Source organism: Vibrio sp. 1557 (assembly GCF_033340175.1).
GTDB lineage: Bacteria > Pseudomonadota > Gammaproteobacteria > Enterobacterales > Vibrionaceae > Vibrio > Vibrio alginolyticus.
The window spans coordinates 696,582-720,010 of the sequence record NZ_JAWOVZ010000001.1; the positions used below are offsets into that span (position 1 = coordinate 696,582).

The window sequence follows — 23,429 nt, forward strand, 5'->3', positions numbered from 1 at the left end:
TAAGAGGGTTAATCCCAAATATGGAACGTCACTCTTTGGATGATCTTTTGTTATTCGTTTCTGTTGCTCGCTATCAAAGCCTAACACAAGCATCTGAGCGTCTTAATGTCCCGTTAGCCACGCTAAGCCGGAAGTTAAAAAGGCTGGAAACAAACTTAAATTGCAGACTATTTAACCGCAGTGCACACCACTTTGCGTTAACAACTGATGGCGAAAAATATTATCAACTCTGTGAGCCGTTACTTCTTAGCTTAAATAATGTGACATCGAGAATTGCGACTGAGCGTCAGTCTTTAAGCGGAACGATCAAAATATCAGCGCCAATTAACATGACACAGATGTGGTTAAAGCGGTGCGTTTATGAATTTGCAGAGCAACATCCGAAGATATGTATCGATTTAGATGTACAGAATGAAAAAATCAATCTTGTATCTAACCGTGTCGATGTTAGTTTTCGTCTTGGTGATCTTATTGAACAAGACTGGATTGCTCAGAAATTATGGTCGATTCCATTTGCGCTTTGTGCATCACGAAGCTATTTAGAACAACACCAACCGATTACCCATCCAGAACAACTTGTTCATCATCGCCTAATTACGGTAAACAACGACAGCCAATGGAAATTAGTTAATCAAATCACCAATGAAACATTTGATCATCCGCTAAAGTTTCAATTCACTTCAAATGATGTACTGCTAGTTAGAGACGCCGTCATCCATGGTTTAGGAATTGCGTGGATTCCAACCTATTACTTTCATGAGCTAAATCATGATCAACATAACCTGCTGCCTTTGTTGCCAGAATGGCAATGCTCGGGTAAAGAAGTATTCATTATGTATCGAGACCGCGATAAAAGGCCTGCAAGAGTTGATGCATTTATTGAACATGTCTTAAATTGGAAAAATCGCATTCAAATGTTTGCTTGAAAGAGGTTTATCACATTGTGCTGTGCCGGTAACCTCAATTGAAGCTTCATGACTCTGCTTCAATTGAGTTCATTTATTTAACCTCTAAAAGAATCATGAATACATAGGCAGTTAATGGGATTCGAGTTTACAAGTGATTCGGTCAGCTAAAACTAAAGCTAAGTAGAAAGTATTTGCAGTTGTATTTGCGTCTGAAAATCGTTTAGAGCTTTCTCATCCGCGAGGTTCTATAAGAAATTATTAAGGATATATTTGTGTGTGATTTCGTGAAAAAAATTGTTGTAGGTTTACTTTTAAGTGCTTCGTCTTTTGCTTCTTTAAGTCAATATGTTCCAGCAATGAATGATAAGAACGGTTATGTAGAACCATTTCAAATGTTTGATAATGTCTATTATGTAGGAGACAAGTGGGTCTCATCATATGCCATTGCTACAGACGACGGACTGGTTATCATTGATACGCTTGATTTCCCTTACTCTGAGTGGATACCTATCAACCTAGAAAAGCTAGGGCTAAAAGATAAGCCAATAACGCACATATTGGTAACTCATGGGCATTCTGACCATGTTGGAGGCGCCCAGTTACTTCAAGAGAAGTATGGTTCCAAAGTTGTGGTGACCAAAAGCGCTCATGAACTATCTATACAGCAATCAAACAAAAGCGAAGGTGAGAACAAGTTCCTTCCTCCAAATTTAGACATAGAGATAAAAAGCGATAGCTCTATGGCTATTGGTGGACATGAGTTTAAGTTCTATCTCACACCTGGCCACACGGAAGGTGATTATTCCTTAGACTTCGCTGTTGAAGATAATGGCGAACAATATCGTGCTTTTATCGTTGGTGGGCATAGCGTAAGTAGCAATGATCCAGAAGTTATTGGCCAGTTCCTGACTAGCATGGAGAAAATTAGAAAAATTTCACTACAGGCACCTATTGTGAACGTTAACCTTTCGAACCATCCACATAAAAATTTCCTTTTTGAAAATAGGAAGAAGCTCGGCACAAGCGGTAACCCGTTTATCAGTGAGGCAAACTTCTTCATGTTCCTTAAGCAACAAGAAGATTTAGCTAAGGGAAAACTAGAAGAACTATAATACCATGGTATACGAGCAGCCTTCGTTATTAGGTTAGAGGTTTACTCTTGAGTTATAGCTAAGGCTTTAATAAGTTGCTCAATCAAGATTCGACACTGGTGGCAGCTATATTGTTTGTCGGTTCTAGTGACAAAGGCGCTGTGCGTAAACATTCGTTTAAACCTTTGCAAGGCGTTACGTGCTTTCTGGAAAAGTCTCAAAATAGCGTACAATTAGCGTTTTGACACAGCGGAAATCATCATGGCCAAAACTGTTCAGCAGCAAATCGGAAACATTGCTCTAGTCGTTGAAAATTACGACGATGCTATCGAGTTCTATACTCAAAAACTTCAATTCACTCTGGTTGAAGATACCAACCTAGGTGGTGGTAAACGCTGGGTTCAAGTTTCTCCTCCAAACTCCAATGGTACAAACCTACTTTTAGCTCAAGCGAGTACACCGGAGCAAACGCATGCAGTAGGAAATCAAACAGGTGGTCGTGTTTTCCTGTTTCTGCAAACTAATGATTTTTGGCGTGACTACGAGTTGATGAAGAAAAATGGTGTTGTATTTAATGAAGAGCCTCGTGTGGAAGAATACGGGACAGTGGTGGTGTTCCAAGATCTCTATGGTAATAAATGGGACTTACTGCAACTGAACTAGAAACTACATAGCACCTGCATAGCATAGTGTTCATGAGGAGTTTCCAACAAGCCTTTAAGGCTCTGAGATATTAGTGCTAATTCAAAGGTTCTCAGAAGTTACTGTATTTCTAAATCACTTTTGTGCAAACAATAACTAGCCATCATTCCTTCTCGATGTATCAACAAGTGTTAGGGCGGCACACCAAAAACAAAAAGGCGAACCAAACGGTTCGCCTTTGTCGATTTAGAGACTACAAAAATTAATCTTCGTAGTTATCGATGCTTGGGCATGAACAGATTAGGTTACGGTCGCCGTATACGTTATCTACGCGGTTTACCGTTGGCCAGTACTTCCAAGATTTGGTCGCTTTAGACGGGAAGCAGCCAATCTCGCGAGAGTAAGGGCGGTCCCAATCTTCAGCTGAAAGATCAACTTGTGTGTGTGGCGCGTTAACAAGTGGGTTGTTATCCAGTGGCCATTCACCGTTTTTCACTTTCTCCATTTCTTCGCGGATAGCGATCATCGCATCACAGAAGCGGTCCAGCTCTTCTAGATCTTCCGATTCCGTTGGCTCAACCATTAGCGTGCCCGCTACAGGGAACGACATAGTTGGTGCGTGGAAACCGTAGTCCATTAGACGCTTCGCGATGTCTTCTTCGCTGATACCTGTTTCTTCTTTCAGCGGACGAATGTCGATAATACATTCGTGCGCTACGCGGCCATTTTTGCCACGGTAAAGAACAGGGTAGTGTTGGCGAAGTGTTTCCATCACGTAGTTTGCGTTCAGAATTGCTACTTTTGTAGCATCTGTTAGGCCAGCTTCGCCCATCATTGCGATGTAAGCCCAAGAGATAGGCAGGATAGAAGCGCTACCCATATCTGCTGCTGATACTGCGAAATCTGCGCCTTCTACACCGTCTTCAATATGCCCTGGTAAGAAAGGAGCTAGGTGAGATTTCACACCGATAGGACCCATACCCGGACCGCCACCACCGTGCGGGATGCAGAAGGTTTTGTGTAGGTTTAGGTGAGAAACGTCTGAACCGATGAAGCCTGGTGATGTTAGACCAACCTGCGCGTTCATGTTAGCGCCGTCTAGGTAAACCTGACCACCAGCGGCATGAACCATTTCACACACTTCTTTCACTTTCTCTTCGTAAACGCCGTGCGTAGAAGGGTAAGTGATCATAATGCTTGATAGGTTGTCTTTGTGTTTCTCGATTTTCGCTGCTAGGTCGTCGATGTCGATGTTGCCTTCTTCATCACACTTAACCACAACCACTTTCATTGACACCATAGATGCTGTCGCAGGGTTAGTACCGTGCGCAGAGCTTGGGATCAAACATACGTTGCGGTGACCTTCGCCACGGCTTTCGTGGTAGCGTTGAATCGCGATAAGACCTGCGTACTCACCCGATGCACCAGAGTTTGGTTGTAGTGAGAATGCGTCATAGCCAGTGATTTCACATAGCTTTTCTTTAAGGTCTTTTGCGAGTGCAGCGTAACCAGCTGCTTGTTCTGCTGGTGCGAACGGGTGGATCGAACCAAACTCAGGCCAAGTTACTGGAATCATCTCTGCTGCTGCGTTCAGCTTCATCGTACAGCTGCCCAGTGGGATCATGCCGTGCGTGAGTGAGAAGTCTTTGTTCTCTAGCTGTTTTAGGTAACGCATCATCTGTGTTTCGCTGTGGTGCGTGTTAAACACAGGGTGTGTTAGATATTCTGTTGTGCGGCGCAATGCTTCTGGAATGGCTGCAAACTCGTTGCCTGCGATTTCAGTTGATAGTGCTGCGACTTCTTCTTTCACACCGAATACTGCGAATAGGGCTTCTACATCTGCCACGGTTGTGGTTTCGTCGAAGCTCACACCTAGCTGAGTACCCAACTTACGTAGGTTGATGTCTGCGGCTAGTGCTTTCGCGTATAGGTCTTCAGTTTGTGCACCTGTGTTGATAGTGATGGTGTCGAAGAAGCTGTTGTGAGCAAGCTCGAAGCCGCCTTTAGTTAGGCCAGCGGCTAGGATGGCTGTCATGTGGTGCGTACGACGAGCAATCGTGCGTAGACCTTCTGCGCCGTGGTAAACCGCGTAGAAAGACGCCATGTTCGCTAGCAGTGCTTGAGCAGTACAGATGTTTGAAGTCGCTTTTTCACGACGGATGTGCTGTTCACGCGTTTGCATTGCCATACGCAGTGCTTGGTTACCGTTGGTATCGATAGAAACACCGATAACACGACCAGGCATTGTACGCTTGTGCTTATCACGAGTTGCCATGAAAGCAGCGTGTGGACCGCCGTAACCCATCGGCACGCCAAAACGTTGTGCTGAACCGATTGCTACGTCTGCGCCCATTTCACCTGCAGGTTTAAGTAGGGTAGAAGCAAGAAGGTCCGTTGCTACAGTCACTAGTGTTTTGTTTGCTTGCGCTTTAGCGATGATGTCCGTTAGGTCACGAACTTCACCTGTTGTACTTGGGTATTGAACTAGTGCGCCGAACACGTCTTGCTCTGGTAGTGATTCTAAAGAACCAACCAAGACTTCAAAGCCGATGAATTTCGCACGAGTTTTTACCACTTCGATGGTTTGTGGGTGAACGTCGTCAGCAACGAAGAATACGTTGCTCTTGCTTTTACCCGCACGCTTACAAAGTGTCATCGCTTCTGCTGCTGCCGTTGCTTCATCGAGCAATGACGCGTTCGCGATTTCCATACCAGTAAGATCCATCACCATTTGTTGGTAGTTTAGAAGTGCTTCTAAACGACCTTGTGAGATTTCTGGTTGGTAAGGGGTGTAAGCAGTGTACCAGCCCGGGTTTTCCATCACGTTGCGTAGAATCACGTTCGGCGTGAAGGTGTTGTAGTAACCCTGACCAATGAATGTACGTTTAACTTGGTTCTGATCGGCGAACTTACGCATTGCTGCCAGCATGTCTGCTTCGCTTTTCGCTTCTGCCAAGCTCATTGGTTGCTCTAGGCGAATTTGTGCTGGTACGGTTTCGTCGATAAGCGAATCTAGGCTAACTGCGTTGATCGCTTCCAACATTTTCTGTTGGTCAGATTTGTTTGGTCCATTGTGGCGAGCAACGAACTCGTTTTGTGTGCTGAGGCTTTGAAGTAATTCAGTCATTGTCCTTTACCTACTCCTTGGTTCGGGTAACGGATTTGCGTTACTGATAAATTAAATTATACGTCCGAACCTAGAAAAAAAGCTGTTCTCTAAACAGGCTAGGGAACAGCTTTCGTCACATCCTAATTACTCTTCTTCGATAGAGTTTAGGTATTCGTCTGCGTCTTTCAGGTTATCTAGTTCAGATACATCAGACATCTTCACTTTTACGATCCAGCCACCTTCGTACGGCTCTTCGTTAATTAGCTCTGGGCTGTCTTCTAGTTCTTCATTGATTTCTACGATTTCACCAGTGATTGGTGCGTAGATGTCTGACGCTGCTTTTACAGATTCAACGAGAGAGAAGCTTTCACCTGCTTCAACTTCGTCTTCTACGTCTGGTAGGTCAACGAATACCACGTCACCTAGCATTTCTTGTGCATGCTCAGAAATACCAATTGTTACTGTGCCGTCACCGTTGTCACGTACCCACTCGTGGCTATCTGCAAACTTCAGTGTTTTGTCCATTGCTTAATCTCCGAATAACTTGTCAGGAATTATTATGATTTTAAAAAAATCGTTTACTGGTATAGAGGAAAGCGACTGCAAAGTTCTTTTACTTCTTTGCGAACGCGTTTTTCAACTTCTGCGTCACCTTCAGGGTTGTTCACTAAACCGTCCAGTACGTCACCAATCCAATTACCGATGAGTTTGAATTCTTCAGCGCCAAAGCCGCGGCTTGTACCCGCAGGCGTTCCTAAACGGATGCCCGATGTAATCATAGGCTTCTCTGTATCGAATGGGATGCCATTTTTGTTACATGTGATCCCAGCACGCTCTAGAGCTTCTTCTGCTTTATTGCCTTTCAACCCTTTCGGACGAAGGTCAACCAGCATTAGGTGCGTGTCTGTGCCACCAGTTACGATGTCGCAACCGCGAGTTTGCAATACTTCCGCTAGGACTTTTGCGTTATTGATCACCGAATCAATATAAGTTTTAAATTCAGGGCCAAGCGCTTCACCAAATGCGACCGCTTTGGCTGCGATAACGTGCATCAGTGGGCCACCTTGTAGGCCAGGGAATACGGCTGAGTTGATTTTCTTAATGATGTCTTCGTGGTTAGTAAGAATCATACCGCCGCGAGGGCCACGCAATGTTTTGTGTGTTGTAGTCGTAACAACGTGTGCGTGTGGCAGTGGGCTAGGGTGCGCGCCTGTTGCGATAAGACCGGCGATGTGTGCCATGTCGACCATAAGAATTGCATTTACTTCGTCTGCGATTTCACGGAATTTTGCAAAGTCGATAGTACGTGGAATAGCGCTACCACCTGCGATGATCATTTTAGGTTGGTGCTCAAGTGCTAGCTCACGAACATCTTCGTAGTTGATTTCCAGTGTTTCGCGATCAACACCGTATTGAACTGCATTAAACCATTTACCAGAAAGTGCAGGGCGTGCACCGTGCGTCAGGTGACCACCTGCGTCTAAAGACATACCAAGAATGGTGTCACCAGGTTGAAGCAGTGCTAGTTTTACTGCGCCGTTTGCTTGTGCGCCTGAGTGTGGTTGAACGTTTGCGTATTCACAATTGAAAAGTTTTTTTGCGCGTTCGATAGCAATGGCTTCCACTGTATCTACGTGCTCACAACCACCATAGTAACGACGACCTGGGTAGCCTTCAGCGTATTTGTTTGTTAGGCATGTGCCTTGAGCTTGCATTACCGCTTTAGAAACAATGTTCTCAGAAGCGATAAGTTCGATTTGTTCGTTTTGGCGAGCGGATTCCGCTTGAATTCCAGCAAAGACAGCATCATCTGTCGCAGAGAGGTTGGTAGAGAAAAAGTTTTCCAAGCTGTGGTTAGGGTAACTCTTATTCATGGTAGTTGACCTTCCAAATCTGAAAATGAACCCGCAATAGATGAGTTATGATTTGCGGTTGTGGTTCATTTGTCCTCAAAAACAGCTGAACTGCGTAGCAGAACAGAGTGAACATCCGGCCCTAAATTTGGGCAAAAACTCCGTTGGATTGCGTGTTTCCTTTACCAATCTCTTACGGAAATATGCATCTCTACATCTAACAAGTTGGTAACATAGCGCCTGTGACGGGAACAATCAACCAAAAATTTCCTATAGGAAACAAGATTTCAAAATTTGTTAACAAGAGCACGCTTTAATTCACTTGGTGGACTTCTATCCACTATGTGCTTCATGCACAATGCGAGTAAGACAAAAAATATGGATATCTATAGAGGGATTTATGGCAGAAAGTATTTACGATGAATACCCATCGATGACGTTGGCAAAAGAGCAACATGACCAAAATATCGAGCCGTTAAAACTGGGCCAGCGTATTAAGGATATCCGCTCGAAACTCGGTATCACATTAGAAGAGGCCAGTCAGCGAACCGGGCTTGCTCGATCTACACTGAGCAAAATAGAAAATGAGCAGATCTCCCCGACGTTTCAAGCGATGCAAAAATTGGCACTTGGCTTACAAATTGACATGCCACAACTCTTTGAGCCACCTAGAAAAAAGGTAGCGACAGGGCGTAGGGATGTTACCAAGAAGAATGAAGGTAAACCACACCCAACACAAACTTATGAACATGAACTGCTCGCGACACAACTTTCCAATAAGAAAATGATGCCGTTTAAGAGCCAAATTCGAGCTCGTAGTTTTGATGAATATAAAGACTGGGTTCGTCATGATGGCGAAGAATTTCTGCTTATCTTATCTGGTGAGGTCATGTTCTATTCTGAGTTTTACGAACCTGTTGTTTTAAGCGAGGGAGACAGCGTTTATTACGATGCAAATATGGGACATATGTTGACCAGTGTTAGCGAGGAAGATGCGCTCATTTTGTGGGTGACAGCCAAATAGTGATAAATACTTGTAAATTTCCTATAGTGAAAGCAAACGATTGCTGTTGGTGGTCGTTATGATGAAAAGGCGCTTTTTTGATGAGAACTTGCTCATTAAAGCGCTTTTTTTGTACGATTTGTTGTGATTAAAATGTTAAGAGTCACACTTTTGCAAGTCGATCTACGTCTTGTTCGTGCAAAATAGAATGAGCCATGTTTATTATTGGAAACACATCGAATGCCGATAGCATTCTCGGGTCTATCTAAATGGAGACGAAAATGACTCAAGAACTACTGAAAACACCACTACACGCACTTCACGTTGAAGTTGGTGCCAAAATGGTCCCGTTCGCGGGTTACGATATGCCTGTTCAGTATCCTCTAGGCGTAAAGAAGGAACACTTACATACTCGTGATGCGGCAGGTCTGTTTGACGTTTCTCACATGGGACAGCTTCGCCTAATTGGTGACGGTGCAGCTGCGTTCCTAGAAACATTAGTTCCAGTGGATATTGTGGATCTTGAGTCTGGTAAACAGCGTTACGCTTTTTTCACTAATGAAGAGGGCGGCATCATGGACGACTTGATGGTGGCTAACCTAGGCGATCATCTGTTTGTGGTTGTGAACGCAGCATGTAAAGCGCAAGATATCGCACACCTACAAGCGCATTTACCATCTGGTGTTGAGCTAGAAATTATCGAAGACCGAGCTCTACTTGCAATCCAAGGCCCTAAAGCGGCGGCTGTATTGGCGCGTTTTGCACCAGAAGTTTCTGAAATGCTGTTCATGGATATTCGTAAAGTCGATATTTTAGGCGCCGAGTGCATTGTTTCTCGTAGTGGTTATACAGGCGAAGACGGTTACGAAATCTCGGTTCCTGCTGACAAAGCGGAAGAGCTAGCACGTAAACTGACTGCGGAAGATGAAGTTGAATGGATTGGCCTTGGTGCTCGTGATTCACTTCGTCTTGAGTGTGGCCTTTGTCTATACGGTCATGACCTAGACACAACAACAACACCTGTTGAAGCGAGCTTGCTATGGGGTATCCAAAAAGTTCGTCGTATTGGTGGTGAACGTGAAGGTGGTTTCCCTGGCGCAGACATTATTCTTAAGCAGATTGAGACTAAAGATGTGGCGCGTAAGCGTGTGGGTCTAGTAGGTCAAACCAAAGCGCCAGTGCGTGAAGGTGTTGAACTGTTTGATGCTGACGGCGTTAAAATTGGCGTTGTAACCAGCGGTACGGCGGGTCCGAATGCAGGTAAGCCAGTCTCAATGGGTTATGTTCGTGCGGATTTGGCGGCGATTGGTACTGAAGTGTTCGCTGAAGTGCGTGGTAAAATGCTACCAATGACAGTTGAAAAAATGCCGTTCGTACCACAACGTTACTACCGTGGTTAAAACGAATTGAAACAAAAATGCCGAGCTTTGTAGCTCGGCATTTTTTATGTCTTCTTTTCGCTTGTTTACTTTTAGTTTACTGCTTCATCAATAGTACAGCACATATCAATAACGATATCTTCAAGCTTTTCCGGATGAATCATCTCTTCTTTTGGGATCCCAAATTGAGAGGCCATAATGGTATTAAACAATTCCCAATGCTTGATCAGCAGTTTTTCGCGATTATCTGCAATATCCGGCCATGTTTCTTGCATCATTGGCGCGAGACTGACAGCACCATGTGCGAAGATCAACATTTGCCACTTTGATTCCCACTGATCAAATTGTGCATTAGGGTTTTCGCTGTTGTACTGCTCGAAAATTCCGGTAAATATTGCAGCGAACTCATCTTTTGACTTTAAGAAATACTGCAGCAGAGCACCGTCATCGCCTTGTCGAATGGCATCGGCGATCATCTGTACTGGGTGAGGATTGACGAGAGCAAATGCTAGCATGCGAACCATAAACAGATAAATTTTTCTATTCGAAGGTGTGTTCTCCGGCATTTCATTGATGAGTTCAGCCATATAGCACTGCATGAACTCGTCCATTGCATCGCTAACCGCTTGCCAGATTTTCTCTTTGCTGCCGAAGTGGTGACGGATCAAACTATGTGAAACACCAGCCTTTTCACTGATATTGCGCAGCGAGACACGCTCGTAACCAAGTTCACAAAACATATCTGCTGCCACTTTAAGGATCAGACACTTAGTTTGTTCTGCTGCTTCAGCACTTCTACGCCCCTGCTTTCTTTCATTCATAGTTCGAATTTTCCCGAATATTAATCACGCGCTTACTTTTACCAGAAACCGAACGCTTTGACTAATTAATTTGCTATCCACCTGGAAAATATGTTGATCAATTTCAAATTCTGCTTATACTGCACGGCTGTGTAATATATAAAACCTACGGAGAAAGCGGGTGCGAAAACAATATTTAAAGCGCACTTTAGTTGGCGCAGTGGTGACATTAAGTCTTTCTGGGATGCTAACTGGGTGTAATAAAGCCATTTCTGAGCCGTCTGAACCTTTAATCAAACCTGTAAAATTACTGGCGGTGAAAGACCTAGAACTTGAAGACTCGCACGCCTTTTTAGCGCGTATTGATGCAACACATCGCGCGCAGCTTTCTTTTCAGGTTGGTGGAGAGGTTGATGAATTACGTGTACGCATGGGTCAAAAAGTCCAAAAAGGTGAAGTGCTCGCAACGTTAGACCCTAAAGATCTTCAGCTTGCGTTAGATGCCGCTCAAGCGCAGTACGCGTTAGCGAAAACACAATGGGACCGCGCGAAAAACCTTTACGGAAAAAAACTCATTAGTACTGATGAGTACGATCAGAAAGAAACTCAATATAAAGCGGCATTGGCGAACTACGAACAAGCTAAAACCGATTTGAGCTATACCAAAATTCACGCACCGTTTGATGGCATTGTGTCATATACCTATGTCAACCCGTTTCAAGTAGTAGCAGAGAAGCAGGAGATCTTGAATCTCATTGATAACACGACGTTGGATGTATCTTTCACCTTGCCAGTAAGTTATGCGGAATCTGTATCACTTGAGTCACTGCAAAACTCCGATATGTGGGTGACGATGGATAGCGAGCCAGGAAAACGTATCCCTGGGCAATTTAAAGAAATTTCGACGCAGCCAAACATCGATACCAATAGTTATGAGGCGATCGTGACCATCACTCGACCAGAAGATCGCAATTTGCTGACAGGTATGACTGGGCAGGTACACATTGCTAAACAACATGTATCGGACGCGATGACGTTACCTCAGTCTGCTTGGGTCAACAAAAATGGGACGCAAGGTGAAGTTTGGGTAATGGACAGAAGCACGCAGCAGGTCAATAAAGTCACTGTGTCACTTGACGCAGCAGGTGGTGTGAAAGCCGGGCTTGATAACAATGATTACGTTGTTATTGCTGGTGTTGAGAGACTGGTTGAAGGACAAGTGGTGAAAGCTTGGGTTCGTGAGGGAGGCATTTAATGAAACGTTCTCTACTTACGATCTCTGCGATTGCACTTGCAGTTTTAACAGGGTGCAAAAATGAAAACCAAGCTATCGTCGAGCAGCCACTTTTTGTGTCGACTATCTCGGTGGATGCACCAGTAGAAAGTCAACATCGCGCGTTCAAAGGCATAGTAGTGCCTGCAGAGCAAACGCCAATGGCATTTCGCCGCGCTGGGGAAGTTCAGCACGTATTGGTTAAAGCGGGTGACGTTGTGAAGCAGGGGCAAATGATCGCAAAGCTAGATGATAGCAAAGAGAAGCAAGCCGTGAATGACGCAGAAGCACAATACACACTCGCAATTCGTCAGCTTAAACGCGGTGAAGACTTGCATGCACGTCAAATGATTTCAAAAGCGGAACTTGATGAGCTAACCGCCAATAAAGAGCTAGCTGAGGCTACTTTCTATAACGCGACCAATCAATTGAATTACACCCGTTTATTCGCCCCGTTCGCCGGTAAAGTATCTGATGTTTTCAAAGAACGTTTTGAGCGTGTGGCAATTGGTGAACCCGTGTTAAACCTATACCAAAACGATTTGGTTTACGTGCGTATTGAGCTTTCCGACAATGTTTTAGCGATGGTAGACCCAAACTCAGACAGCATGAGCTACAAGCCTAGAGCAACCTTCTCCGGCATCGATGGCAGATTTGCTTTGGACTATTTAGAGCACACAAGTGAACCCAACGCTGAAACTCAAACCTACGAAATGTACTTGACGATGCCACAGCCAAAAACAGAGATATTGCCGGGAACCAGCGTAAGCGTTTTGGTCGATATGGTGAAGGCGGGCATTACCTCTATTGATGGTTACAGTGTTCCTGTCACGGCGCTTCAAGCAGGCAGTGAAGGGAATGAGTTCTTTGTGTGGAAAAAAGAAGGTGACATTGTCACACGAGTGCCTGTCATGATTTCTCAAGTGAATGGCAATGGAGCCATTGTGTCGTCAGGTGTTAGCCAGGGCGATATTCTGATTAATTCAAATCTGCGTAAATTACGCGAAGGTAAACATGTGGATGTTGTGGAGAATAACCAATAATGAACATTGCTGAGTATTCAATAAAAAACAAAGTCATCAGCTGGTTGTTCATTATTATCCTTGCTGTTGGTGGTTTAACGTCATTTTTGGAGCTTGGACGATTAGAAGACCCGGCATTTACGATCAAAGATGCCATGATCATCTCAACATACCCTGGCGCGACGTCAAAAGAAGTTGAAGAAGAGCTGACGTATCCTCTAGAAAAAGAGATTCGAAAACTCCCTTATATCGACAAAATTACCTCTACGTCTTCTAATGGTATGTCTCAAATAACGGTGAGCATGGAAATGGACTATGGTCCTGATGAACTGCCGCAAATTTGGGATGAAATGCGCCGTAAAATTAATGATTTACGACCATCATTGCCTCAAGGTGTTCAGTCTTTACAGATCATTGATGATTTCGGTGACGTTTATGGCGTGATGTTAATGCTCACTGGTGACGATTACGACTATGTAGAGCTGAAACGTTATGCGGATTACCTGACCCGTGAAATCGAGCTTGTTGATGGCGTTGGTAAGGTAGACATCACGGGCGATCAGCAAGAAATGCTATTCGTTGAGATCTCACTTGATCGCCTTGCTGCACTGAACTTAGACATGAATGTGGTTTCGAGCTTGTTGAACCAGCAAAACAATGTGGTTTCAGCAGGGGAAGTGATGGTCAATGGCGAAAGCCTTGTTATTCGCCCAAGCGGCACCTTAAACACTGTAGAAGCACTAGAAAATCTGATCATTCATGGCCGTGACACAGGAAATCTAATTCGTCTAAAAGACGTAGCAACGATTTCTCGCGGTATTCAAGAGAAGCCAGGCAACGTCGTACTCTTTAACGGTCAAAAAGCGATTAATATCGGTATCTCGTTTGCATCGGGTGTGAACGTGGTTGAGGTTGGTGAACGTTTGGATGCGGAGCTCGCGAGCCTTGAGTCTATCAAGCCTGCTGGCATCGATATGAACTACTTTTACAACCAAGCCAATGAGGTGGATGAATCTGTTAAAGCGTTTGTAATTAGTCTAGCGGAGGCAGTGGCGATCGTAATCATTGTGTTGCTGTTTACTATGGGTTTACGCAGTGGTGTCATCATTGGAGTTGTGTTGTTATTGACGGTATTTGGTACCTTCATTTTGATGAATTACAACAACATCGAACTGCATCGTATTTCTCTTGGCGCGTTAATTATTGCCTTAGGTATGCTGGTTGATAACGCGATTGTTGTCGTGGAAGGCATATTGGTTGGCCTAAAGAAAGGGCGTACCAAAGTTCAAGCGGCTGTCGATATTGTAAAGCAAACACAATGGCCTTTGCTGGGCGCGACTGTTATTGCAATTACGGCTTTTGCACCTATCGGCTTGTCGCAAGATGCGACAGGTGAGTTCATGGGCTCTCTATTCTGGGTGCTGTGTTTCTCACTATTTTTAAGCTGGATTACCGCTATTACACTGACGCCTTTCCTTGCCGATCTTTTGTTGAAAGAGGAAAACAAAGAGCAAGGTACTAGCGAAGATGATCCTTATAAAGGCTGGTTGTTTGTCGTATTTGGGGCATCGCTGAAATTTGCATTGCGATTCCGCTGGCTTACCGTTGCTGGCATGGTGGCGCTATTAGTGGGTGCTGTCGTGGCATTTGGTAATGTAAAACAGCAGTTCTTCCCACCATCGAATACGCCGATGTTCTACGTGGATATGTGGATGCCAGAAGGTACTGACATCCGTGAAACGATCAAAAAAGCTGAAGAGGTCGAAAGCTACATTCGTCAGCAAGATGATATTGACTTTGTTTCTGCTTCGATTGGGCAGGGCCTACAGCGTTTTGCTTTAACCTATCAACCAGAAAAAAGTTACGAAGCGTACGCTCAGTTCCAAGTTCGCGCGACTGATCGTGAGAAAATGTTTGGTTTACTGCATAAGTTAGATGAGAATCTGGCGAAAACATTTGATGCGCCTACGTTCCAGTTTAAATTGATGGAATTTGGTCCATCACCAGCGTCTAAGATCGAAGCGCGTATTACTGGCCCTGATCCACAAGTTTTACGTGACTTGGCGGTGCAAGTTGAAGACATCCTTCATACCGATCCTGGTGCCCGAAACATTCGTCACGATTGGCGAGAGCGCACCAAGGAACTTGTACCCGTTTTCAATGAGTCTAAAGCTCGTCGCTTAGGTATTTCGAAAGAAGATCTTTCAAGCACACTGCAAATGGCGTTTGGTGGTAGCACCTTAGGTTACTTGCGTGATGGTACACATACGTTGCCAATTATGACACGCCTTCCTGAAGAAGAACGCGTAGATTTTGAATCACTACAAAACGTGACCATTTGGAGTCCTTCGTTGCAAACGTATATTCCGGTTGATCAAGTGATTGATGGCGTTCAACTGGATTGGAGTGAGCCGCTAATTCAGCGTCGTGACCGTAAGCGTACGTTAACCGTTCTCGCGGACCATGATGTGTTGAGTGACGACACGGCAGCAAGCTTATTTGCTCGTGTACAGCCTAAAGTGATGGCATTGCATGTTCCAGAAGGGTACGAAATCACATGGGGTGGTGAGTACGAATCATCCAAAGATGCACAAGAAGGCCTATTCGGTTCATTGCCGATGGGTTACTTGTTGATGTTCATCATTACTATTTTACTGTTTAACTCAATCAAAAAGCCGTTGGTCATTTGGTTCACCGTTCCGTTAGCGATCATTGGCGTTGCTTTTGGTTTGCTTACCACGAACATGCCGTTCAGTTTTACAGCATTCCTTGGTTTGTTAAGCCTAAGTGGCATGATTTTGAAAAACGGTATTGTGTTGCTTGACCAAATTAACCTTGAGTTGGAGTCAGGTAAAGATCCTTACCTCGCGATTGTCGATAGTGCGATAAGCCGCGTTCGTCCGGTAAGTATGGCTGCGCTAACGACTATCTTGGGGATGATTCCACTGGTCTTCGATGCCTTCTTTGGCTCGATGGCAATAACGATTATGGCAGGTCTTGGTTTTGCTACTGTACTGACACTGATAGTGGTGCCAGTGATGTTTGCAATTCTGTTTAGGGTAAAACCGACCACTGCATAGGGACTCCTGGCTATTTGCCAGCTTCCTGCCTAGCCCTGAAGGTTTTCTTCGGGGCTTTTTTGATCTTACTAATATATACCAAACCATTCATTTGCTTGATTTTAATGATTTTCTTACGATTACAATGCAAATCATGCGTATACTGATGTAACGACACATCAAAGATTGAGATTACATGAATAAGCGCATATTAAACGGACTCTTCTTCGTTGGTTCTTTCACCTTGGTTGGCTGCACCGCGACGGATAGCATGCCGACAGAAACCAAACAACCTGCCCCTAAAGTCAACAGTGTTAGTGCTGAAGTCATTTCCAGTTGGATTGATAGTAAGGTTTTAGCCCCTGAAGGGCTGTCGCTCGAGCAAGACAATCTACGTTATCTATCGGGTAGCGCCGACCTAAACAGCGACGGCAAGGCAGAACACATAGTGTTGCTTCAAGATCGCTATTTCTGTGGTAGTGGTGGCTGCTCTGCATATATGTTTGATAATGAGGGAAACGTTATTAATCGAATGTCGGTAACTCGCACGCCTATTGTACTAGCCGACAGTTACAGTAATGGTTGGCAGGACTTTATCGTTTGGAGTAATGGCTCATATCGACTCATGAGTTACAACGGTGAGTCTTATCCAAGTAACCCGTCACTAGAGCCAAAGGTGGATCGAGACGCTAACCAGCAGGCGGCAATCGCAAATGTAATGGCGACAGAGCTTTATCAGCAAGACGGCTATGACATTCTGCCCGCAGAGTCAAAAACCTTGTGGACGCCAGCTAACGTTTACCACTTTACCTTCAAGCACTACGGTGATCCGCATAGCGCTTATCAAGCAACGGTGGATATGAGCAGTGGGGAAGTAGACATTGTAGCCGTTCCGGCTGCGGAATAAAAAACACCTCCCTTAACCGGAATTAAAGGGAGGTGCTAAATGCCAAATTCGAGGGTGGCATTGTTAACCGGAGTCGCTCTAATTAAGCTGCGACTTCTTGCTTCGCTTCTGCTTTGCTTTTTAAGAATGCGTAAGTAAAGCCAGTTACCGCTGTACCCGCTGCAATAGCCACTAAATACATTAATACTGGTGAAATTGCGTTAGGAATTAGCAGCACGAATAGACCGCCGTGTGGTGCCATTAATTTCGCACCGAATAGCATCGATAGGGCACCAGTAAGCGCGCCACCTGCCATACAAGATGGAATCACGCGCATTGGATCTTTCGCAGCAAATGGAATTGCGCCTTCAGAGATGAAACACAGGCCCAAGACAAATGATGCTTTACCAGCCTCACGTTCATTTTGTTCAAATTTGTTCTTCGCAATGAAGGTCGCTAAACCCATACCTAGCGCAGGAACCATACCTGCGGCCATGATTGCCGCCATTGGTGCGTAAGTTTGTGAAGCCAGAAGGCCAACACCAAATGCGTAAGCGGCTTTGTTTACCGGGCCTCCTAGGTCGAAGCACATCATTGCGCCAAGGATAATACCCAGTAGTACTGCACTGTCAGAACCCATGTTGTTTAGGAAGTCAGTCAGGCCGTTCATGATGCCTGAAACTGGGCCGCCTACGATGTAGATCATGACAAGGCCAGTGAACAATGTTGCTACAAATGGAATGATCAGAATTGGTTTAAGCGCTTCCATCGATTGTGGGAGTTTTACTTTGTCCGCAAGGAGCTTCGCTGCATAACCGGCAATGAAGCCAGCTGCGATACCACCTAGGAAACCAGCACCCGTTGAACTTGCTAGCATACCGCCAACAAGACCAGGAGCCAGACCCGGACGGTCAGCAATTGAGAACGCGATGTAACCAGCAAGTACAGGAATCATCAATGCGAATGCAGAGCCACCACCAATGTTCATCAAGGCTGCTGCTAGTGTGCCTTCTTCTTTAAATGCTTCAATACCGAACACGAAAGATAGAGCGATGATCAAACCACCTGCAACGACGACAGGAAGCATGTGCGAAACACCCGTCATTAGGTGTTTGTAAGCGCCTTTTTTCTCTTCGGTGGAAGATGAAGAGTTAGCTGAACCAGAATGTTGATACACCGTGGCTTGCTCGAATGCTTTGTCCATCTCTTCGGCTGTTTTCTTCAGAGCTGGACCTGTTTTCGTGCGGTACATCTTTTTGCCGTTAAAGCGATCAAGTGGCACTTCAATATCCGCAGCAATGATCACCAGATCGGCGTCTGCAATTTCTTGCTCAGTCAGTTGGTTTTTAGCGCCAACTGAACCACGAGTTTCCACCTTGATTTGATGGCCACGACGCTTGCCTTCTTCTTCTAAAGCTTCTGCCGCCATAAAGGTATGCGCAACGCCAGTAGGGCATGCCGTGATTGCAACAATCTTCTTTGATGCTGATGTTGTATCTGTAGTGATAGGGGCTGCAAGTGTGGTTGCTTTTTCAAGTAAAGTGGCGTTTTCAACCGCTTGCTGGAGAAACGCAGTTGCGTCTTTTGCTACTTCGCTAATTTCCGCTTGGTAAACCTTTTTTCCTACAAAACGAGAAGTGTCGACGCTAGTATTTGCCGCAATGACAATGACTTCTGCTTGTTCAACGTCAGCTTCCGTCAATAGTGTTGGTTCAACCACACTTGATTGACATTCTATTTTGGCATTCCAGTTTAATTTTGCGGCGGCTTGTTCTAGTAATCCTGCCGCAAGGATGCTATTTGCTACACCGCTCGGACAGGCAGTAATAATGGCAATATTCATACGATAACCTTCTGTTCCTTAGTTTTGTTCTAAGTTTGTAATAGGGTAAAGCGCGCTAACTTCAGTTTGTCGCTTGATATTTTCCAGTTCTTCCTGACTGGTTAGCCCTACGCCAACTTGACTAACTGCCAAAGCAGAAAGTGCCGTAGCGAAGCGCAATAAATCGTTTTTAGGCATCAGTTGCATGTGGCCCCAACACAAGCCAGCGACCAGCGTATCGCCTGCGCCAACGGTGCTCACTACATTCATTCGAGGTGGTTTTGCACTAAGCCATTCGCCTTGGTTGAGCCACATAACACCGTCAGGTCCCATAGAAACCACGATGTTTTCTATGCCTTTGTCGCTCAGTGTTTGCGCAGCAGCTTGGCATTGTTCTGGCGTTGAAAGGTGCTCGCCGACAAAGTCACTTAGCTCTTCGTCGTTTGGTTTGATCAACCAAGGATGAGCGTCGATGCCTGCGCGTAGTGCTGCTTTGCTGCTATCGAACAACACTTTCTTGCCTTGCTGATGCAGCTTCTCAATCCATGCTGCGCATTGCTCTGCAGTAACACCGACCGGTAGGCTGCCTGCCAATACAAAGTAATCATGCGTCTCCGCTAGACGAAATAGTGTCTCCTCAAAGCGAGTAATTTCGTCGGCAGCTACTTGAACGCCAGGGAAGTTGATATCACTGACGTTGCCATTGGCCTCAACCAGCTTAACGTTGATACGAGTGGCACCCTTTACTTCCACAAATTCATTCTTAACGTTGATGTCATTGAAAAGCTGATGAAATAGCTCAGGGTTATCTTTACCGAGAAAGCCGGTAACCGTGACGTCTGCGCCTAAATCGCTCAATACTTTTGCTACGTTGACACCTTTACCAGCAGCGTGGAGATTGCTTTGCTGTACTAAGCTCACGGAACCAACGTTTAGTTCATTTACTGAACCTGTTAAATCCAATGCTGGGTTGAGCGTAATAGTGACAACCTTATTTGTTTTGTTTGTCATATCGGATCCTTAACCTTCACCAAGGCCAGAAGCGATTGCATTTCCGATAGACTCCAAGGCTTGCGGCGCATCAGGGCCTTCTGCTGTAAATTGAAGTTGGTGACCGTGCTTAACGCCCAGCGCGATAACTTTCATTAGGCTCTTCGCGTTTACTGCTTTTCCATCTCCGTCTAGGTTGGCAACACGTATAGTGGATTCAAACTTTTTCGCTTCTGCGACTAACATTGCCCCCGGACGAGCATGTAGGCCGTGAGAGTTTTTGATTTTAAATACAGCGGTATTGCCTTCTTCTGAAGATGCGGCTGTGACTTCTTCACCTTTGAACAAAGCAAGAATCTGTTCTACTGATGCATCTAAAAGCTTGCCGTGTTCATTGTTAAACACAATATTAGAAAGCGTTTTTAGGATAGGTTGGTGAGCATTGTTACATGCTGCGAACGCGAAAAGTGCACGCACTTTTTGACCTTCATATTCGCAGTCGTTTGCCGTCGAGACAAATGACACACCTGTGCGAGTGACATGTTTGTCACTGCCAATTAACCACAGGCCATTACCTAAGTGAGTTGGTTGTTTGGTAACGAGATCGGCAACGAATTCGTTATCAGCACATCCCGTATTTTTCAACAGACCACCTGCAACAGCACTAATCTGTAGCATGTCACTCGCAGGGAACATCAGTTGAATTAAAGAAGCGTCAAAGTCTGCTTCAAGCTGAACATCACCGTGCAGTAGGGCGATGATTTCGTCTTCATTTTTTGCATTACGCAGACGCTCTTCTACGCCATCTGCGCCTAGCACTTTGGTGAGCTGTTTAAGAATGCCAAGGTGTTCATCAGATTTAGCTGCGATACCGATAGCGACGAACACAGTATTGCCATCACCCCAGTCGACACCTTGTGGGAAGTGATGCACAGCAACACCCGTTGTTTTCACCATTGCACGAGTGTCGGTTGTACCGTGCGGGATGGCGATACCGTTCCCCAAAAACGTAGAGTTTTGGTTTTCACGGTTTAGCATGCCTTCAACGTAACCGCGTTCAACTAGGCCTTTATCAGTAAGGCTATGAGCAATACTCTTTATTGCTTCAAACTTATCTGTCGCTGATTGCGAGAGGGTAATGTCGTTCTTATTTAGCTTAAGCATGGTGCTTCTCCAGCCTTAAGGTATCAATTTAAAAATGTATTCTGTGTGAGAAGTTGAACGCCGCTTCTTCTGAGCGCTTATCACTCCTCAAACCTTTTATCTTTCAAGCTAAATCGATTCAGCTTGTTGGTAAATTTTTTAAAAGACTCAGAAAAACTGTTTTAAAAACTGACGTTAACAAACGAGCCTTTGCCGCTGTCCTATAGCCTAGCTCACAAATTGGTTTGTTGCGTGTTCGGGTGATTTACGTCAATTTTTAAGTTTTGCTGAATCCTTTCAGCTTTTATACTGAATCGGTTCAGCTTATAATTCAACTTATCGAAAGATCGTTGATGTATTAATATGATCGCGCGCACAGAATAAGGTTTAGAATATGACACTGGATGAAATAGCCAAATTAGCGGGTGTTTCTAAGACAACTGCAAGCTATGTGATTAACGGAAAAGCGCAGAAATACCGCATCAGCGAGAAGACTCAGAAAAAGGTGATGGCCGTTGTAGATGAGTACAATTATAAGCCAGATCATGCGGCGTCTTCCTTGCGGGCAGGTAATTCACGCTCATTTGGGCTTATCATCCCAGACTTGGAGAACACCAGTTACGCACGCCTTGCAAAACTGATTGAACAAAACTCGCGTAAGGCGGGTTATCAAATTCTAATTGGCTGCTCAGATGATGATCCGGAAACGGAGAAAAAGGTTGCTGAAGCGCTAATCAGTCGCCGAATTGACGCGCTATTTGTCGCAAGTGGTATGCCATCGGCTAATGAGTATTATCTTAAGTTGCAAAATTCTGGTACGCCAGTTATCGCGCTAGACCGTCCAATGGATGATGAGCACTTTTGTTGTGTCATCAGCGAAGATTTTGACGCCGCACTTGAACTCACTCAGTCAGTACTGTCCGAAGATATTAAGTCCATTGGCTTAATCGGTGCATTGCAAGATCTTCAAGTCTCAAAAGAGCGTGAGCTCGGTTTTCTATCTGCTTCTCAACAAGGTGGCAAAACGGCAACAGTGGGTTATGGACAACACTTCTCCCGGGAAGAAGGCAAGAAAGTCTTAGAGAGTTGGTTAACAGAGAACGCATTGCCAGATGCCATTGTTACAACGTCATACACACTGTTAGAAGGTGTGTTGGATGTAATGCTAGAAAAACCAGAACTGATGGGAAAGGTGCGTTTAGCGACATTTGGTGATAATCGACTGCTGGACTTCTTGCCTGTGAAAATCAACTCTTTGCCTCAACAGTTTGAGTTGATCGCGGACAGCGCAATGGAGTTAGCACTCAACGCTTCCGCTAAGCGTTACAAGCCTGGCGTAGAACTTATCCCGCGTAAAATTGTGAAACGTCACTAAGTAACTAAATAGGTTGCTCAAAGCTTTACTTCAGCCGTCAGCGCCACAAATGCGTGGTCGCTGGCGTTTTTATCTCTGTCATAAATCGGGTTGATCAGATGTTGGTTAGACACCTGATAGTCAACAACCTCGGCAACCGATATATCTGATAAGGTATCAAACTCTTGTGAGAGCAAGATATAGTCGAGTACATTCCCAGTGGAAAAATGATAGTGCGTGGCTGGGCGTTCATCCTTCAGGGGGGCACTTTGCAATAACCAACCATCTTTGAGTTGTAATTCAGTGACGCTGTCACCAGTATTGGATACCAATGCGCTGTTAACGCTGATAGGAGTGATAGGTTGATTCATATCGCCCATTAACACTGTCGGCATTGGTTCTTTTCGATACCTCTTTTGCATCGCGTCTCTTAACATCGCTGCTTCCCAGCCTCTTTGCTGGGTGGATAACCAGCGCCCAATAATCGTGCTAGACGTTTCTGGTTGTTCTGAGTCGGCCGGGCGTTGAGATTTCAGGTGCGTTACGTAAACGGCGATATGACCAAGTACAGGATGTATTACTTGGGCATAGATAGGTTTGCGACTGAACTCTGGAGCAACACTTACTCCAAAAGGCTCAAGCGTTGCTAAGTCAAACTCTACCGCTTGTACTTTTTCTATTGGAAACCGAGAGGCGATTGCCACAACAGGGCTTGAGTAAATGTACTCATCCTCAACATGTGGGGTGTCAACGGTCGCAAAGTAGGGGTAGCCGATGGTTGAAAAGAATGCCTGGGTTTTCTCGATACTGAACACTTCTTGTAAGCCAATCACGTCGCCTTCCAGTTTTTCAACTTGACGTTGCGTCCACGAAAGTTTGTCTCGCCATTGCTCTAACGAGTATATGTTCTCGAAATCATAGTAGGCGTTAGGCGGTGCGACAAAATTAAACAAGTTCGCAGTGACAAAGGTAATTCTACTTGGTTGAGACAAAGTATTCACTCTTTTCAACAATAACTTAGAGAGTATATACCTTCAGGTTGCGTAATTGCAGCTTCGTTTGAGCTACGCATCGGTATACAAGCTAACGAGCGAC

Annotated in this window: 18 protein-coding genes; 10 read left to right on the forward strand and 8 right to left on the reverse strand. The window is 45.0% G+C overall.

Annotation, left to right across the window (positions count from 1 at the left end; translation table 11 throughout):
- The first annotated feature begins 20 nt into the window (after positions 1-20).
- From R7070_RS03020 to R7070_RS03030, 3 genes are all read left to right on the forward strand, one after another.
- Positions 21-926 (forward strand): LysR family transcriptional regulator, encoded by a 906-nt coding sequence (locus R7070_RS03020; protein WP_005376440.1) that lies wholly within the window; start codon positions 21-23, stop codon positions 924-926.
- Between the two features lie 266 nt (positions 927-1,192).
- The gene (locus tag R7070_RS03025; protein WP_318141088.1) at positions 1,193-2,020 is read left to right on the forward strand and encodes an MBL fold metallo-hydrolase; all 828 of its coding nucleotides are present in this window, start codon (positions 1,193-1,195) and stop codon (positions 2,018-2,020) included.
- Positions 2,021-2,260: 240 nt separating this feature from the next.
- Positions 2,261-2,662 (forward strand): VOC family protein, encoded by a 402-nt coding sequence (locus R7070_RS03030; RefSeq protein ID WP_005388788.1) that lies wholly within the window; start codon positions 2,261-2,263, stop codon positions 2,660-2,662.
- Positions 2,663-2,903: 241 nt separating this feature from the next.
- On the opposite strand, the gene gcvP is transcribed toward R7070_RS03030, so the two are convergent.
- From gcvP to R7070_RS03045, 3 genes are all read right to left on the reverse strand, one after another.
- Positions 2,904-5,768, reverse strand: a complete 2,865-nt coding sequence (gene gcvP / locus R7070_RS03035) for an aminomethyl-transferring glycine dehydrogenase (protein ID WP_017820968.1) — start codon at positions 5,766-5,768, stop codon at positions 2,904-2,906.
- Between the two features lie 126 nt (positions 5,769-5,894).
- Positions 5,895-6,275 (reverse strand): glycine cleavage system protein GcvH, encoded by a 381-nt coding sequence (gene gcvH, locus R7070_RS03040; RefSeq protein WP_005376432.1) that lies wholly within the window; start codon positions 6,273-6,275, stop codon positions 5,895-5,897.
- A 53-nt stretch (positions 6,276-6,328) separates the two neighbouring features.
- Positions 6,329-7,624 carry a serine hydroxymethyltransferase gene (locus tag R7070_RS03045; RefSeq protein ID WP_005376430.1) on the reverse strand — a complete coding sequence of 432 codons (1,296 nt, stop codon included), beginning with the start codon at positions 7,622-7,624 and terminating at the stop codon, positions 6,329-6,331.
- A gap of 379 nt (positions 7,625-8,003) precedes the next feature.
- Here R7070_RS03045 and R7070_RS03050 point away from each other — a divergent pair, with 379 nt between their 5' ends.
- Both R7070_RS03050 and gcvT read left to right on the forward strand, forming a co-directional pair.
- On the forward strand, positions 8,004-8,627 hold the full coding sequence (locus tag R7070_RS03050; protein ID WP_005376429.1) for a helix-turn-helix domain-containing protein: 624 nt from the start codon (positions 8,004-8,006) through the stop codon (positions 8,625-8,627).
- Between the two features lie 260 nt (positions 8,628-8,887).
- On the forward strand, positions 8,888-10,006 hold the full coding sequence (gcvT, locus tag R7070_RS03055; protein WP_017820967.1) for a glycine cleavage system aminomethyltransferase GcvT: 1,119 nt from the start codon (positions 8,888-8,890) through the stop codon (positions 10,004-10,006).
- A 71-nt stretch (positions 10,007-10,077) separates the two neighbouring features.
- Here the strand turns inward: gcvT and vdeR are convergent, their stop codons facing one another.
- A complete protein-coding gene (vdeR, locus tag R7070_RS03060; protein ID WP_005376423.1) occupies positions 10,078-10,806 on the reverse strand; it encodes an efflux transporter transcriptional repressor VdeR in 729 nt (242 codons plus the stop codon).
- A gap of 160 nt (positions 10,807-10,966) precedes the next feature.
- Here vdeR and R7070_RS03065 point away from each other — a divergent pair, with 160 nt between their 5' ends.
- From R7070_RS03065 to R7070_RS03080, 4 genes are all read left to right on the forward strand, one after another.
- A complete protein-coding gene (locus R7070_RS03065) occupies positions 10,967-12,040 on the forward strand; it encodes an efflux RND transporter periplasmic adaptor subunit (RefSeq protein WP_017820965.1) in 1,074 nt (357 codons plus the stop codon).
- A complete protein-coding gene (locus tag R7070_RS03070; RefSeq protein WP_017820964.1) occupies positions 12,040-13,101 on the forward strand; it encodes an efflux RND transporter periplasmic adaptor subunit in 1,062 nt (353 codons plus the stop codon). The genes R7070_RS03065 and R7070_RS03070 overlap by 1 nt, the downstream gene beginning before the upstream one ends.
- A complete protein-coding gene (locus R7070_RS03075) occupies positions 13,101-16,160 on the forward strand; it encodes an efflux RND transporter permease subunit (RefSeq protein ID WP_005376413.1) in 3,060 nt (1,019 codons plus the stop codon). The genes R7070_RS03070 and R7070_RS03075 overlap by 1 nt, the downstream gene beginning before the upstream one ends.
- A gap of 175 nt (positions 16,161-16,335) precedes the next feature.
- Positions 16,336-17,046, forward strand: coding sequence for a hypothetical protein (locus tag R7070_RS03080; RefSeq protein WP_005376411.1), 711 nt, complete (start codon positions 16,336-16,338; stop codon positions 17,044-17,046).
- A gap of 82 nt (positions 17,047-17,128) precedes the next feature.
- Here the strand turns inward: R7070_RS03080 and fruA are convergent, their stop codons facing one another.
- The 3 genes from fruA to fruB are packed head-to-tail and all read right to left on the reverse strand — an operon-like array spanning position 17,129 to position 21,001.
- On the reverse strand, positions 17,129-18,868 hold the full coding sequence (gene fruA, locus R7070_RS03085; RefSeq protein ID WP_005376409.1) for a PTS fructose transporter subunit IIBC: 1,740 nt from the start codon (positions 18,866-18,868) through the stop codon (positions 17,129-17,131).
- An 18-nt stretch (positions 18,869-18,886) separates the two neighbouring features.
- Entirely contained in the window at positions 18,887-19,858 is a 972-nt protein-coding gene (gene pfkB, locus R7070_RS03090) for a 1-phosphofructokinase (protein WP_222133252.1), read from the reverse strand.
- A gap of 9 nt (positions 19,859-19,867) precedes the next feature.
- On the reverse strand, positions 19,868-21,001 hold the full coding sequence (gene fruB, locus R7070_RS03095; RefSeq protein ID WP_054700952.1) for a fused PTS fructose transporter subunit IIA/HPr protein: 1,134 nt from the start codon (positions 20,999-21,001) through the stop codon (positions 19,868-19,870).
- A gap of 373 nt (positions 21,002-21,374) precedes the next feature.
- On the opposite strand from fruB, the gene cra reads away from it, so the two are divergent.
- Positions 21,375-22,355: a catabolite repressor/activator gene (gene cra, locus R7070_RS03100; RefSeq protein WP_222133253.1), complete on the forward strand. Its 981-nt coding sequence runs from the start codon at positions 21,375-21,377 to the stop codon at positions 22,353-22,355.
- Between the two features lie 17 nt (positions 22,356-22,372).
- Here the strand turns inward: cra and R7070_RS03105 are convergent, their stop codons facing one another.
- Positions 22,373-23,326 carry an endonuclease/exonuclease/phosphatase family protein gene (locus R7070_RS03105; protein WP_005376401.1) on the reverse strand — a complete coding sequence of 318 codons (954 nt, stop codon included), beginning with the start codon at positions 23,324-23,326 and terminating at the stop codon, positions 22,373-22,375.
- Between the last annotated feature and the right edge of the window lie 103 nt (positions 23,327-23,429).

What these genes read in the sequence shown, in the direction of transcription:
- R7070_RS03020 (WP_005376440.1), top strand. Translation starts at nt 21, where the DNA reads ATGGAACGTCACTCTTTGGATGATCTTTTGTTATTCGTTTCTGTTGCT.
- R7070_RS03030 (WP_005388788.1), top strand. Translation starts at nt 2,261, where the DNA reads ATGGCCAAAACTGTTCAGCAGCAAATCGGAAACATTGCTCTAGTCGTT.
- gcvP (WP_017820968.1), bottom strand. Translation starts at nt 5,768, where the DNA reads ATGACTGAATTACTTCAAAGCCTCAGCACACAAAACGAGTTCGTTGCT.
- gcvH (WP_005376432.1), bottom strand. Translation starts at nt 6,275, where the DNA reads ATGGACAAAACACTGAAGTTTGCAGATAGCCACGAGTGGGTACGTGAC.
- R7070_RS03045 (WP_005376430.1), bottom strand. Translation starts at nt 7,624, where the DNA reads ATGAATAAGAGTTACCCTAACCACAGCTTGGAAAACTTTTTCTCTACC.
- R7070_RS03050 (WP_005376429.1), top strand. Translation starts at nt 8,004, where the DNA reads ATGGCAGAAAGTATTTACGATGAATACCCATCGATGACGTTGGCAAAA.
- gcvT (WP_017820967.1), top strand. Translation starts at nt 8,888, where the DNA reads ATGACTCAAGAACTACTGAAAACACCACTACACGCACTTCACGTTGAA.
- vdeR (WP_005376423.1), bottom strand. Translation starts at nt 10,806, where the DNA reads ATGAATGAAAGAAAGCAGGGGCGTAGAAGTGCTGAAGCAGCAGAACAA.
- R7070_RS03070 (WP_017820964.1), top strand. Translation starts at nt 12,040, where the DNA reads ATGAAACGTTCTCTACTTACGATCTCTGCGATTGCACTTGCAGTTTTA.
- R7070_RS03075 (WP_005376413.1), top strand. Translation starts at nt 13,101, where the DNA reads ATGAACATTGCTGAGTATTCAATAAAAAACAAAGTCATCAGCTGGTTG.
- R7070_RS03080 (WP_005376411.1), top strand. Translation starts at nt 16,336, where the DNA reads ATGAATAAGCGCATATTAAACGGACTCTTCTTCGTTGGTTCTTTCACC.
- fruA (WP_005376409.1), bottom strand. Translation starts at nt 18,868, where the DNA reads ATGAATATTGCCATTATTACTGCCTGTCCGAGCGGTGTAGCAAATAGC.
- pfkB (WP_222133252.1), bottom strand. Translation starts at nt 19,858, where the DNA reads ATGACAAACAAAACAAATAAGGTTGTCACTATTACGCTCAACCCAGCA.
- fruB (WP_054700952.1), bottom strand. Translation starts at nt 21,001, where the DNA reads ATGCTTAAGCTAAATAAGAACGACATTACCCTCTCGCAATCAGCGACA.
- cra (WP_222133253.1), top strand. Translation starts at nt 21,375, where the DNA reads ATGACACTGGATGAAATAGCCAAATTAGCGGGTGTTTCTAAGACAACT.